Origin of the sequence: Streptomyces ficellus, from assembly GCF_009739905.1 — a bacterium.
In the GTDB taxonomy this organism is placed as follows: domain Bacteria; phylum Actinomycetota; class Actinomycetes; order Streptomycetales; family Streptomycetaceae; genus Streptomyces; species Streptomyces ficellus_A.
Genome location: NZ_CP034279.1, coordinates 5,189,793 through 5,202,778, shown reverse-complemented (window position 1 = coordinate 5,202,778; position 12,986 = coordinate 5,189,793). Strand labels below are relative to the sequence as shown.

Annotated in this window: 14 protein-coding genes; 6 read left to right on the top strand and 8 right to left on the bottom strand. The window is 72.8% G+C overall.

Translation table 11 applies throughout. The features are described from left to right. Positions 1–73: 73 nt before the first annotated feature. The 5 genes from EIZ62_RS23330 (at position 74) to EIZ62_RS23310 (ending at position 4,099) form a co-directional block, all read left to right on the top strand. On the top strand, positions 74–715 hold the full coding sequence (locus tag EIZ62_RS23330) for a class I SAM-dependent methyltransferase (protein WP_156694645.1): 642 nt from the start codon (positions 74–76) through the stop codon (positions 713–715). Between the two features lie 19 nt (positions 716–734). Further along, positions 735–1,613 carry an N-acetylmuramoyl-L-alanine amidase gene (locus EIZ62_RS23325; RefSeq protein WP_156694644.1) on the top strand — a complete coding sequence of 293 codons (879 nt, stop codon included), beginning with the start codon at positions 735–737 and terminating at the stop codon, positions 1,611–1,613. Positions 1,614–1,781: 168 nt separating this feature from the next. Next, the gene (locus EIZ62_RS23320; RefSeq protein WP_244375923.1) at positions 1,782–2,624 is read left to right on the top strand and encodes a hypothetical protein; all 843 of its coding nucleotides are present in this window, start codon (positions 1,782–1,784) and stop codon (positions 2,622–2,624) included. 98 nt (positions 2,625–2,722) lie between these two features. After that, positions 2,723–3,727, top strand: coding sequence for an LLM class F420-dependent oxidoreductase (locus EIZ62_RS23315; protein WP_156694642.1), 1,005 nt, complete (start codon positions 2,723–2,725; stop codon positions 3,725–3,727). Between the two features lie 78 nt (positions 3,728–3,805). Further along, complete coding sequence (locus tag EIZ62_RS23310; protein ID WP_156694641.1) at positions 3,806–4,099, top strand: hypothetical protein; 294 nt, start codon at positions 3,806–3,808, stop codon at positions 4,097–4,099. A 120-nt stretch (positions 4,100–4,219) separates the two neighbouring features. Here the strand turns inward: EIZ62_RS23310 and EIZ62_RS23305 are convergent, their stop codons facing one another. The 4 genes from EIZ62_RS23305 to EIZ62_RS23290 all read right to left on the bottom strand — a co-directional run bounded on the left by EIZ62_RS23305 (position 4,220) and on the right by EIZ62_RS23290 (position 8,074). Beyond that, positions 4,220–4,804: an AMIN-like domain-containing (lipo)protein gene (locus EIZ62_RS23305; RefSeq protein WP_425281840.1), complete on the bottom strand. Its 585-nt coding sequence runs from the start codon at positions 4,802–4,804 to the stop codon at positions 4,220–4,222. 93 nt (positions 4,805–4,897) lie between these two features. Beyond that, on the bottom strand, positions 4,898–5,971 hold the full coding sequence (locus EIZ62_RS23300; protein ID WP_156694640.1) for a prenyltransferase/squalene oxidase repeat-containing protein: 1,074 nt from the start codon (positions 5,969–5,971) through the stop codon (positions 4,898–4,900). Continuing rightward, positions 5,968–6,702: a class I SAM-dependent methyltransferase gene (locus EIZ62_RS23295; protein ID WP_156694639.1), complete on the bottom strand. Its 735-nt coding sequence runs from the start codon at positions 6,700–6,702 to the stop codon at positions 5,968–5,970. The genes EIZ62_RS23300 and EIZ62_RS23295 overlap by 4 nt, the downstream gene beginning before the upstream one ends. A 64-nt stretch (positions 6,703–6,766) precedes the next feature. Further along, positions 6,767–8,074, bottom strand: a complete 1,308-nt coding sequence (locus tag EIZ62_RS23290; protein ID WP_156694638.1) for a glycosyltransferase family 4 protein — start codon at positions 8,072–8,074, stop codon at positions 6,767–6,769. Positions 8,075–8,292: 218 nt separating this feature from the next. Between EIZ62_RS23290 and EIZ62_RS23285 the strand changes: the two genes are divergently transcribed. Next, the gene (locus tag EIZ62_RS23285) at positions 8,293–8,922 is read left to right on the top strand and encodes a TetR family transcriptional regulator (protein WP_156694637.1); all 630 of its coding nucleotides are present in this window, start codon (positions 8,293–8,295) and stop codon (positions 8,920–8,922) included. 52 nt (positions 8,923–8,974) lie between these two features. On the opposite strand, the gene EIZ62_RS23280 is transcribed toward EIZ62_RS23285, so the two are convergent. From EIZ62_RS23280 to EIZ62_RS23265, 4 genes are all read right to left on the bottom strand, one after another. Then, positions 8,975–9,526, bottom strand: a complete 552-nt coding sequence (locus tag EIZ62_RS23280) for a hypothetical protein (RefSeq protein ID WP_244375921.1) — start codon at positions 9,524–9,526, stop codon at positions 8,975–8,977. 123 nt (positions 9,527–9,649) lie between these two features. Beyond that, a complete protein-coding gene (locus EIZ62_RS23275; RefSeq protein ID WP_156694636.1) occupies positions 9,650–9,886 on the bottom strand; it encodes a ferredoxin in 237 nt (78 codons plus the stop codon). Continuing rightward, positions 9,886–11,346, bottom strand: a complete 1,461-nt coding sequence (locus EIZ62_RS23270) for an aldehyde dehydrogenase (RefSeq protein WP_156696555.1) — start codon at positions 11,344–11,346, stop codon at positions 9,886–9,888. The genes EIZ62_RS23275 and EIZ62_RS23270 overlap by 1 nt, the downstream gene beginning before the upstream one ends. A 104-nt stretch (positions 11,347–11,450) precedes the next feature. Beyond that, a complete protein-coding gene (locus tag EIZ62_RS23265) occupies positions 11,451–12,923 on the bottom strand; it encodes an MFS transporter (protein ID WP_156694635.1) in 1,473 nt (490 codons plus the stop codon). Positions 12,924–12,986: the final 63 nt, after the last annotated feature.

Below are 12,986 nucleotides of genomic sequence, written 5' to 3'. Positions count from 1 at the left end.
GGCCTACGTCGGAGGTCCCGGTGCCGCCTACGATGTGACCGCTCAGTAGACGCATCCGATCAGGAGGAACCGCATGGCCGCGCCCAAGCCGGAGACGCTGGCCGCCTTCGAGGCCGCCAAGGGGTTCATGCCGGTGCGGGAGGGCCTGGCGCTGTACGCGGCGGCCGCCGAGGCGGGGAGGCTGGGCCTGCCGCTGCTGGAGGTCGGCACGTACTGCGGGCGCTCGACGATCCTGCTGGCCGACGCGGCCCGCGCCGCGGGGACCGTGGCGGTCACGGTCGACCACCACCGGGGCAGCGAGGAGCAGCAGCCGGGCTGGGAGTACCACGACCCGGCGGTGGTGGACCCGGAGGTCGGGCTGATGGACACGCTGCCGACGTTCCGCCGGACGCTGCACGCCGCGGGCCTGGAGGAGCACGTCATCGCCGTCGTCGGCCGGTCGCCGCAGGTGGCGCGGGTGTGGGCGGGTGAGGTCGGTCTGGTCTTCATCGACGGCGGCCACACCGACGAGCACGCGACGGCCGACTACGAGGGCTGGGCGCCGCGCGTGGCCGAGGGCGGGCTGCTGGTCGTGCACGACGTGTTCCCCGACCCGGCGGACGGCGGCCAGGCGCCGTACCGCGTCTATCTGCGGGCGCTCGCGTCGGGCGCGTTCACCGAGCAGTCGGTCACCGACTCGCTGCGGGTCCTGCGGCGTACGGGCCCGGGCTTCTGACACGACCTAGGGTGGCGGTGTGCACCACGACGACAGTTCGCAAGTCCCGCGCCGCCGTTCGAAGCTCGCCCTCGCGGGCGCCGCGCTGGTTCCGGCGGCGCTGGCGGGGTGGCTGGTGTGGGCCGTGACGAGCGGCCCGGCCCGGAGCTTGCCCCCGGAGGCGCGGCCCGCGCCCGGTCCGTCCGGGGCGCCCCTGGCGTCCCCGGTCACCCCCGCGCCTCCGGCGCCCCTGGCCGGCAAGACCGTGGTGATCGACCCAGGTCACAATCCGGGAAACTTCGAGCACCCCCATGAGATCAACCAGTCGGTCAACATCGGAACGAACCGTAAGGAATGCGACACCACCGGGACGTCCACGAACTCCGGTTACACGGAAGCCGCATTCACCCTGGATGTTTCACACCGTCTTCGCACCTTGCTCCGGCAGCAGGGCGCGACGGTGGTCCTCACCCAGGACGCCGACCGCCCCTACGGGCCGTGCATCGACGAGCGGGCCCGGATCGGGAACGCCGCGAAGGCCGACGCGGTGGTGTCCGTGCACGCCGACGGCTCCGGCACCGGCAACCGCGGCTTCCATGTGATCCTCCCCGCGCTGGTCAAGGGCGGCACGGCCGACACCACGAGCATCGTGGGCCCGTCGCGCGCCCTCGGCGAGCGCGTCGCGCGGGAGTTCGCCCTCGCCACCGGGACCGCTCCGGCCAACTACATCGGCGGGGGCACCGGTTTGGACGTCCGCAAGGATCTCGGCGGACTGAATCTGTCGACCGTGCCCAAAGTGTTCGTCGAATGCGGCAATATGCGTGACCCGAAGGACGCCGCATTGCTGACAGACACGGCATGGCGGCAGAAAGCGGCCCGTGGGATCGCGGCCGGCGTCAGTACCTACCTGCGGGACTAGGTCCGGCGGGCGGTAGCCTGCCGGGGGTCCGGGATCACCCCGGGCCCGAATCCGTACCGCATCCGTACGATGGGGCCGGCCACCCCCGTGCACCGCGCCACCCCGACGAGACGAACCGACGAAGGACTCTTACACGTGAACATCCGCTCCCTCACTCGAGGCGATGGCGTGGTGATCGGAGCAGCGGTGGTGCTGTTCATCGCCTCGTTCCTCGGCCTTACCCCCGGCGTCGACTGCCCCGCCGGCATCGACTGCTCCAATTACGACACGGCCAACGCCTGGGACTCCCTGGGCCTGCTGATGAGCATGTTCCTCTCCGGTGTCATCGGCGCGGCGCTGATCGTGGTCGGGCGCGGGATGCCCGGCCGCAAGGTCGCAGGTATCGACCTGGGCCAGTTCGGTGTGGCGTTCTGCATCTTCGCGCTGTGGACGGCGTTCTGGACGATCATCGACTGGGAGCCCGACGCGGGCGCGGGCATGATCCTGGGCCTGCTGGCCACGATCGTGCTGGCCGCCGCCGCGGTCGCCGCTCCGCTCGTCCCGGCCCTCAAGGCCCCGCTGATGGGCGCCCCGCGCCCGCAGCAGCCCCAGCCCTACGGCGGTCAGCCGCAGGCCGGGTACGGCTACCCCGGCGCCCAGCAGCCGCCGTACGGCGGCCAGCCCCAGGGTGGTTACGGCTACCCGGGTGCGCAGGCCGGTCAGCCGGGCCAGCCGCAGCCGGCTCCGGCGGGCCAGCCCGGTCCGCAGGCGCAGGCCTCGCAGGCCCCGGCGCAGCCTTCGCAGGGCGGTCAGGACCAGTCGGCGTCCGGCTCGGACTTCTCGCCGTTCTGGTTCGCGGTTCCGGTGGCCCGCCCGCTGTACGGCGAGGACGGTTCGCCGACGCCGATCGCGGAGCTGGCGCCCGGCACCTGGTACCTGGCGGTGGAGCAGCGCGGCCCGGGCCTGGTGGCCCAGACGCAGGACGGCCGCCGTGGTGTGCTCCAGGACACGACGGGCATCCAGCGCGGCTGATCCCCCAAGCGTGGCCGGCGGCCCCTCGCCCTTCCGGGCGGGGGGCCGTTGCCGTACAGTCGCCGCGACGTGCTGACGGATCGTCAGGAGGCGTGGTCATGCGGCTCGGACTGGCACTCGGCTACTGGGGGCGCGGGCCCGGGACCGGCCACCTCGAACTGGCCCGCGAGGCCGAGCGGCTCGGCTACCACTCGGTGTGGACGGCCGAGGCGTGGGGCTCGGACGCGTTCACGCCGCTCACCTGGATCGCGGCGCACACCAGCCGGATCCGGCTGGGCACGGCGATCGCGCAGATGGCCGCCCGGACGCCGACGGCCACCGCGATGCACGCGCTCACCCTGGACCACCTCTCGGGCGGCCGGATGATGCTGGGGCTCGGCCTGTCCGGGCCGCAGGTCGTCGAGGGCTGGTACGGCCGCCCGTTCCCCGCCTCGCCGCTCACCGCGACGCGGGAGTACGTCGACGTGGTCCGCCAAGTCCTGCGGCGCGAGGGGCCGGTGGTGCTGGACGGCAGGTTCCACCCGCACCCGTACGCCGGGGAGGACGGCACCGGCCTCGGCAGGCCGCTGAAGCCGATCACCCATCCGCTCCGCGCCGACCTGCCGGTCCTGCTGGGGGCGGAGGGCCCGAAGAACGTCGCCCAGACGGCGCGGATCGCCGACGGCTGGCTGCCGCTGTACTGGTCGCCGCTGCGGCCCGGCGCGTACGACCTGCCGGACCTGCCCGCCGGGTTCATGGTCGCGCCCATGGCCCGCGCGCGGGTGTGCGACGACGTCGCCGAGGGCCTGCTGCCCGTCAAGGCGATGCTCGGGTTCTACATCGGCGGCATGGGCCACGCCACCCGCAACTTCCACGCCGACCTGATGGCGCGCATGGGGTACGAGGCCGAAGCCCGCCGTGTGCAGGAGCTGTTCGCGCGGGGGCGCCGCGAGGAGGCGGTGCGCGCCGTCCCGGACGCCTTCGCCGACGAGATCTCCCTGACCGGCCCCCGTGGCCGGATCGCCGAACGCCTGGAGCTGTGGCGCGCGGGGCCGGTCACCGACCTCCTGGTCACCGCCCCCGACCCGGCCACCCTGCGGGTGCTGGCCGAACTCAACGCGTAGCGCCCCCGGTTCGGGCCGGGCCGGACCGGTGGGCGGGGCGGCGGGTTTCGTACGGACCGGAGCGGCAACGCGTACCGCATGTCTCCCCGTCGCAGAAGCGGAAGCGCACAGGCGGCGACCGTCATAGCGGTCGTCGCCGACGTCATGGCCGCCATCATCGGCCTCTGGATCCTGATGTACCTCTTCGACGCCAACCGGGCCAACGACCTGGTGAACTTCATCCAGGAAACCGCCCGCTGGCTGGCCGGCTGGTCGCACGACCTGTTCACGTTCGACACGGCCTGGCTGCGCGTCGTGTTCGGTTACGGCCTCGCCGCCCTGGTCTATCTCCTGGCGGGCCACGCCCTCGCCGGCCGCCTGCGCCGGTACTGACCGCCTCAGGCCCGGTCGCGGGCGACGGCTCCGGGTGGCCGCGGCCGGGACAGCGGTGGGCGTCGACCCGCCACGTGTCCCGGCCCCTGCGCTTGGCGCCGCCGAGCGCCCGCGCCGCGGTCAGCGGGTGGCGCCCCAGGTGTGGGCGACGTCCACCACGAGGCGGTCGGACAGGTGGAGGACCCGGAACGGGAGCCGCGCGCGGACGCCGAGGCCGACCTGGGTGTCGCCCTCGAAGCTGCCGACGAACCGGGTGTCCCGGAAGGTGCGGTAGCCCGTGAGGTCCACCCCGGGCAGCGGCTGGGCGACCTTGCCGCGGTAGGTGGCGGCGCCGGTCTCCGGGTCGTAGCTGGGGGCCGACAGGCGCACTTCGAGGACGGCGCCGCCGGCGACCGGGATGTGGCGTCCGGAGCCGTCCTGGTAGATCCGCTCGACGTACCGGACGTCGTACCCGACCTTGCCGGTGCCGACGCCGGGGACGTGGAAGACCATGCGGTCGAAGCAGTCGTGGCGGCCGGTCCTGATGTCCGTCAGCGAGGCGGTCGCGGCGGCGGTCGCGGTCTTCTGGACGCTGCCCCAGCCGGTGGGGCAGACGGTGGCGGCCCGCGCGGCGGCGACCGGTGCCGCCGTGGCCGGGGTGGTCAGCATGCCGAGACCGGCGCCGGTGAGCAGGAGCGTCGCCAGTGCCGTGGTGCGTCGTTTCATCGTTCTCCCCTGCCGCTGGTGCTCTTTACGTGTGGGACGGCCGGGAGAGCCGGATGGTTGCGCACGAATCCGGTCATATACGGGTCGGGCCGGTCAGCGGCAGCAGTCCGGTTCCAGGCCCCTCGGCAGGCGGTCGCCGCCGAACACCGCCGTGGTGGCCTCGTCGCCGCCGAGGGCGGCCACCGCGAGCAGCAGGGAGCCGGCCGTCCAGGTGGTGAGTTCCTCGGGCCAGACGGCGCGGTCGCCCTCGAAGACGTAACCCGTCCAGTACATGCCGCCCGGGGCGCGCAGGTGGGCGATGGACTGGAGGATCTCCAGGGCGCGGTCGGACTCGCCCATCGCCCAGAGCGTCAGGGCCAGCTCGCAGCTCTCGCCGCCGGTGACCCAGGGGTTGGGCAGGACGCAGCGGACGCCGAGGCCGGGAACCACGAAGTCGTCCCAGGCGCTCTCGATGCGCTCCTTGGCCGCCGCGCCGGTGACGGCGCCACCGAGGACCGGGTAGTACCAGTCCATCGAGTAGCGGCTCTTGTCGAGGAACCGCTCGGGGTGGTGGCGGACGGCGTGGCCGAGCGCGCCGGTGGCCAGTTCCCAGCCGGGCTGCGGCTCCTCGCGCTCCTCGGCGATGGCGAGGGCGCAACGCAGTGCCTGGTGGATGGAGGAGGAGCCGGTGAGCAGCGCGTCGGTGACGGGGGTGCCGTCGGGTTCGCGCTTCCAGCCGATCTGGCCGCCGGGCTGCTGGAGGCGCAGGACGAACTCGACGGCGGCGTGGACGGCCGGCCACATGCGGTCGAGGAAGGTGTCGTCGCCGGTGGCGAGGTAGTGGTGCCAGACGCCGACGGCGATGTAGGCGCAGAAGTTGGTCTCCCGGCCGTGGTCGGTGACCCGGGTGTGGTCGCCGTCGTGGTAGGCGGCGTACCAGGAGCCGTCGTCGTTCTGGTGGCGGGCGAGCCACTCGTAGGCGCGGGCGGCCGCGGCGTGCTCGCCGGCGGTGTCCAGGGCCATGGCGGCCTCGGTGTGGTCCCAGGGGTCGAGGTGGTGGCCGCGGAACCAGGGGATGGCGCCGTCCTCGCGCTGGACGGCGAGGATGCCGGCGACGGTCTCGGCGGCCTCCTCGGCGGTGAGGACGCCGGGCAGGACGAGGTGCTCGGTGCGCTCGGGGGAGGTCACTTGGCGGCCGTCGCGGGGAGGTGCGGCTTGGTCGCGTACGCCACGAAGCTCTTGCCCATGACCGGGTTGAGGGCCTGTTCGGCGAGGCGGGTGGCGAGCGGCTTCTTCATGATGTCCCAGACCAGCAGCTTGTGGTACGCCCGCACGGGCAGCGCCTTGTCGTTGTCGACGCCGAAGGCGCACTTCAGCCACCAGTAGGGCGAGTGCAGGGCGTGGGCGTGGTGGGTGCCGTAGGGCTTCAGTCCGGCCTCGCGGATCCTGGCGAGGAGTTCGTCCGCCTTGTAGATGCGGATGTGGCCGCCCTCGACCTCGTGGTAGGCGTCGGAGAGCGCCCAGCAGACCTTCTCGGGGCCGTAGCGGGGCACGGTGACGGCGATGCGGCCGCCGGGCTTGAGGACGCGGACCATCTCGGCGAGGACGCCCTTGTCGTCCGGGATGTGCTCCATGACCTCGGAGATGATGACGACGTCGAACGACTCGTCGGGGAAGGGCAGGTTGAGGGCGTCGCCCTCCATCGCGGCGGCGGTGGCCCCGGCGGGTGCCTCACCGGCTTCCTTCATGGCGGCGAACCACTTGGCGACCTCGCGGATCTCCTCGCCGTTCTGGTCGAGGGCGACGACCTGGGCTCCGCGCCGGTAGCACTCGAAGGCGTGCCGTCCCGCGCCGCAGCCCAGGTCGAGGACGCGGTCGCCGGGGGCGAGCGGGAAGCGGGTGAAGTCGACGGTCAGCACGGGTGCGGCCTGCTTTCACGGTCCGGGGTGGTGTGTGCGGTGGGGGAGGTCGCGGGGTGGGCGGTCATCGGCGGGCTCCGCGCGCGGCGATCGCCTCGCGGTACAGCTCCGCCGTGCCCTGGGCGGCGCGGGCCCAGGTGAACCGGTCCAGGACCCGGGTGCGGCCGGCCGCGCCGAGCCGGGTGCGCAGTGCGGTGTCGCCGAGCAGCCGGCCGAGCGCCGCGGCGAGGGCGCCCGCGTCGCCGGGCGGGACGGCGAGGCAGGTCTCGCCGTCGGGGCCGGCGACCTCGGGGATCGCCCCGCCGGTGGTGGCGACCAGGGGGGTGCCGGTGGCCATGGCCTCGGCGGCGGGCAGCGAGAACCCCTCGTACAGGGACGGTACGCAGGCCACTTGGGCGCCCCGGTAGAGGTCGACCAGCTCGGCGTCGGTGACGCCCTTGACGAAGCGGACGGCGCCGTCGAGCCCGTACCGCTCGATGGCCTGGGCGACCGGGCCGTCCTCGGCGCGCTTGCCGACGACGACGAGGTGGGCGTCCGGGTTCTCGGTGCGCAGCTTGGCTAGGGCCTCGACGAGGTGGACGAGGCCCTTGAGGGGGACGTCCGCGCTGGAGGTGGTGACGATGCGGCCGGGGACCTCGGGGACGGCGGGGTCGGGCGACCACAGGTCGGTGTCGGCGCCGATGTGGACGACGCGGATGCGGTCCTGGCGTACGCCGAGGTGTTCGGTGATCTCGTCGCGGGAGGTGCCGGAGACGGTGAGCACGGAGGGGAGGCGGCGGGCGACGCGCTTCTGCATGCGGGTGAAGGCGTACCAGCGGCGGACGGAGGCGCGGCGCTTCCAGTCGCCGGCGGCGTCGAGCTCCAGTTGCCGGTCCACGGTGATGGGGTGGTGGACGGTGGTGACGAGGGGGGCGCCGATGTCTCCGAGGAGGCCGTAGCCGAGGGTCTGGTTGTCGTGGACGACGTCGAACGCGCCGCGCCGGGCGCGCAGGTGGCGGCGGGCGCGCAGCGAGAAGGTGAGCGGTTCGGGGAAGCCGCCGGTCCACATGGTGGCGACCTCGAGGGCGTCGATCCAGTCGCGGTACTCGTCGCGCTTCGGGGTGCGGAACGGGTCGGGCTGCCGGTACAGGTCGAGGCTGGCCAGCTCGGTGAGGGGGACGCCTTCGTCGAGTACGGGGTAGGGCTGGGAGCCGATCACCTCGACGTGGTGGCCGAGGCGGGCGAGTTCGCGGGAGAGGTGGCGCACGTAGACGCCCTGTCCGCCGCAGAACGGGTTCCCCTTGTACGTGAGGAGCGCGATGCGCAGCGGGGTGGCGTCGCCGCCTCCGGTGCCACCGCCGCGGGGGCCTGCCTCTATGGCCTCAGCGGTCACTCGCGGCCCCCTTCTGCCTTGCGTTTCGCCGGAGCGTAACCGGTCGCGCTAATCTAGAACAAGTTTCAGACTTGGTCGTTCAAGGAGCTTCGAATCTACCGGCAGGTAGCGCGGGTGTGAGGGCCGGATCAGGTGATTCACGCCACGGCGGGCCACCGGCGGCACCGGCCCCGCGCCCCCGTCGGCGCGCCATGGAACGGAACAACGGAACGGGACCTATGACAGGGGAAGTCAGACCGGCGTCGCCGCCGCTCACCGAGCGCCAGGAGGCGCGCCGCCGCCGGATCCTCCACGCCAGCGCGCAGCTGGCCGGCCGGGGCGGCTTCGACGCCGTCCAGATGCGCGAGGTCGCCGAGGCCGCGGGGGTCGCGCTGGGCACGCTGTACCGGTACTTCCCGTCCAAGATCCATCTGCTGGTGGCCACCATGCAGGACCAGCTGGACCACATGCACACCACACTGCGGAAGCGGCCGCCGGCCGGGGAGACCGCATCGGAGCGGGTGGCGGAGACGCTGATGCGCGCCTTCCGCGCCCTCCAGCGCGAGCCGCATCTGGCGGACGCGATGGTGCGGGCGCTGACGTTCGCGGACCGCAGTGTGAGCCCGGAGGTGGACACGGTCTCGCGGCAGACGACGGCGATCATCCTGGACGCGATGGGCCAGGAGCACCCGACGCCGCAGGAGCTGTCCGCCGTGCGGGTGATCGAGCACACCTGGCACTCGGCGCTGATCACCTGGCTGTCGGGCCGGGCGTCCATCGCGCAGGTGAAGATCGACATCGAGACGGTGTGCCGTCTGATCGACCTCACGGCCCCGCCGCCGCCCCCGCCCGGTACGGGCCCGGCCTGAGGGCCGTACGGGGACGCGGGGCGCCCGCGGAAGGGGCGGGGGCGGGCGGGGGCTACTGGGCCGTCTTGTTCTTCTCCAGGTCCTGCTGGAAGAGCTTCTCGCACTTCGGGCCGTTGTCGGTGGCGATGAACGAGACGACGAGGAAGCCGCCCTGGCCGTGATGGCTGGCCTTCATCGTCCAGCCGCTCTTGTCCAGCGAGGTGATGACGGAGCCCTTCTGGTCGAACTTCTGTGACTGCTTCCAGCCGCCCTCGGTGAGCGCGGCGAGGGTGGCGTCGTAGGACTTCTTGGAGTCGCCGGCCTTCTTGTCGTCGACCTGCCAGGAGACCATGCAGGGCTTGAGGGCCGGCGGGACGTCCTCGTCGGAGGGCTCCTCGGTGAAGCCCGCCGCCGTCGCCGCGGCCGAGATCTCCTTGGTCACCGCGGCGGCGTCCAGGCCGCCGCCGGCCTCCGCGCCCGCGCCGCCCGCCGGGGCCGAGGCGGCGGACGAGGGGGCCGCCTCGCCCGTCGTCGTGTCCGTACCTCCGCCGCCGCAGCCCGCGACCAGCAGCACCACTCCTGCGGCCACGGCCGCCTTCGCCTTGCGCACGAACGTCCCAATCATGTGTGCACGCGGGCCCCGTGCCCCCGTGATCAAGAAAGAAGTTTCGCACGCGGGAACGGGTCGGCCGGTGCAATGACGGGCGCCGCGCGCCGTTCCTCCGCGACTCCTCCACGCTTCGCCGGTTCACTCCTCGCGAGGCGGGAAGACCGGCTCCCCGCCGTCGGCCAGGGTGAGGGTGATGGCCTCCACGGGGCAGCCCTCGGCCGCCGCGAGGACGCGCTCGTCGGGGTCCGTCCCGGCGGCCCGGGGCCGGGACTGCCGGGCGGTGTCCAGGGCGAAGCCGTCCGGGGCGAGGTTCACGCACATGCCGGATCCGATGCACACGGCCCGGTCGACCTCCACGTGCCAGCGGTCGCCCATCACGACGCCCGGTGGCCGGGCGGGAGGTGGATCATCTTGTGCTCCAGGTACGCGTCGTAGCCCTCGGGCCCGAACTCCCGCCCGAGGCCGGAGTTCTTGTAGCCGCCGAAGGGGCCCAGCATGTCGAGGCTGAAGGTGTTGACGCTGAAGGTGCCCGTCCGCACCCGGCGGGCGAAGTCCACGCCGCGGGCGGCGTCCCCGGTCCACACACTGCCGCTCAGGCCGTAGTCCGAGTCGTTCGCGATCGCGAGGGCCTCGTCCTCGTCCTCGTACGGCAGGAGGCAGATGACGGGGCCGAAGATCTCCTCGCGGGCGACCCGCATCCGGTTGTCGACGTCGCCGAGCAGGGTCGGCTCCACGTACCAGCCGCGTTCCGGGCCGGGCGGGCGGCCGCCGCCCGCGAGGACCTTGGCGCCCTCCTCCTGGCCGGTGCGGATGTAGTCGAGGGACCGCTGCTGCTGGCGCCGGGCGACGAGCGGGCCGACCTGGGTGGCCGGGTCGAGCGGGTCGCCGACCACCAGCGCCCCGGCGGCCGCCGCGAGCGCCCCGGCGAACTCGTCGTAGCGGGAGCGCGGGGCGAGGATCCTGGTCTGCGCCACGCACGCCTGGCCGTTGTTCATCCACGCGGCCGGAACGATCCCGGCGACCGCCGCGTCCAGGTCGGCGTCGGGGAGGACGACGGCCGCGGACTTGCCGCCCAGCTCCAGGGTGACGCGGGTGAGGTTGCGGGCGGCGACCTCCATGACGCGCTTCCCGGCGGCCACCGAGCCGGTGAAGGAGACCTTGTCGACGCCGGGGTGGCCGACCAGGTACTCGCCGGTCTCCCGGCCGGCGGGCAGGATCGACAGGACGCCCTCCGGCAGCCCGGCCTCGCTCGCGATGTCGGCCAGCAGGTACGCGTCCAGGGGCGATTCGGGTGACGGTTTGAGGACGACCGTGCACCCGGCCAGCAGCGCCGGGCCCAGCTTCGCGGCGGCCGTGAACTGCGGGACGTTCCACGGCACGACCGCCGCGACCACCCCGACCGGTTCGCGCCGCACCAGGATCGGGCCGAGGACGCCGGCCCGCTCCACCTCGTACGGGTGGTCGCGGGCGACCGTGATCGCCGCGTCCCACACCATCATCGCGCCGAGCGCCTGCGCGAGGACGCTCCACGAGTAGGGGGAGCCGTTCTGCGCGCTGATCGTCCGGGCGATCTCCTCGTGCCGTACGGCGAAGGCGTCCTTGATGCGGGTCACGGCGGCGATCCGCTCCTCCAGCGGCATCCGCGGCCAGGGGCCCTCGTCGAAGGCCCGGCGGGCCGCCGCGACCGCGCGGTCCACGTCCGCCTCGGCGGCGTGCGGCACGCGGCCGATGACCTGCTCGGTGTGCGGCGAGACCACCTCGATGGTGCCGGTTCCGACCGGGTCGACGAACTCCCCGCCGATGAACAGCTTCCCGTGCTCGACCAGTCCGCCCAGCTCGGCCATGGCAGCGCCTCCGGTCAGTCCACAGTTTCTGACGGTGTTTCAGAAACTGATACCAGGTGCCGCCCCCCATGACCAGGCTCCGTACGCGAAGCCCCTCAGGACCGCGCCTGCTTCAGCAACCCCTTGACCGAGGCCCCGGAGTTGGCCTTGAACCAGCCGAGGCCGTACCTCGCGGCCTCCCGTTCCAGCTCCTTGACGTCGAGGGCCTCGTAGATGTCGTAGACGGATTCGGCCTTCTTCTCGAAGTCGAACGAGGAGATGAAGACGTCGGGCTTCTTCTCCGGAGACCAGAAGGCCGCGACGTAGCGCGGCTTCCTGGTCAGATTGATCAGGTTGTTGTTGTAGCGCACCCGGCCGTGGTAGATGAGCCGCGGGTCGCAGTCGTCGGGCGGGCAGTAGTACCTTCCCGCCGACTTGCTCCACGAGTACTTCTCGTAGGAGAAGTCCTGGTCGAGCTTTCCGCGGTCCTCCCTCAGGACCGCGAACCGGAGCTGGGCGTCCAGGGTCTGGTACTCGGCATCCCTGGGAAGCGTGATCACCTTTTCCTTCCGGAACTCCTCACCGACGTCCAGGGTCGACCCGGGCCCCTGGAACTGGCCGGACGCGACGATCTCACGTTCCACATTGCTCACATACCGTTCGGCCTCCGCCTTCGACCCTCCCGGGCCCTCGTCGCTCCTCCATTCCCGCAGCCCCCTGCCCTGCGGCGAGAAATCGGACGAGTACCCGAAGACCGTGAACTCGTCGACGACCAGGTAGGCCGGGATCCCCCCGGCGTTCTTGGCGTAGAACGTCACCGGAACGTGCATGTAGGGCGAATCGGCGTCCGCCCACGGCTTGCCGAACTCCGACCGGAGGACGAAGTGCAGGGGTGCGGCGATCGGTTGGTAGACGACCGAGTAGCCCAGGCTGACGGCCGTCAGGAGCGCGGTGACGACGACCCCGGCCGCGATCTTCCTGGGGTACGGCACCTCCGTCCACACCTGTTCGCGGACCAGGAGGTGGAGGGCCCACAGCGACCAGAGCCACAGGGAGAGGAAGGCCAGGACCCCGACCACGAACTCCCTCTCCTCGATCCAGAGGAAGAGGAGGATGCTCGTCGTCGCCAGCGTCATGAGCGCGCCGACGAGGACCAGCGCTCCGGACAGCCGGACCCGCCGGCGACCCCAGTAGTCGGCGACCGCGGGCGTCGCCACCCCCTGGACCGCGGCAGCCAGCAGGAACATCACCCCGACCAGGCGCTGCGCGAAGGTCAGCGCTCCGAAGGCGTCCGCCCAGCCGACGACGGCGTGCAGGGCCAGCGAACCGAGCATCCCCGCGACCATGACGGCGATGATCACGCGCCGCGACCAGCCGTCCCCGTCGGGCCACACGTCGCTGCCACCGCCGCGCCAGTGGACGTACCGGGGGTCGTCCAGGTCCAGGTCGTCGGGGCAGCCGTGCCGGCGGAGCACCTTCCGCGCCTCGCGGAGGGACCACGCGCTCCCCACCGTCTCCCCGCTGACGGTGATGCGGCGCAGGCCACGCCGGCCGGGCGGCTCGACGACCACCCATGGTCGGATACCCATGGGACCAGGCTCGGCGCCCGGCCCGCCCCGTGCACCCCGAACTGCTGCGTTCGATGGACGCCT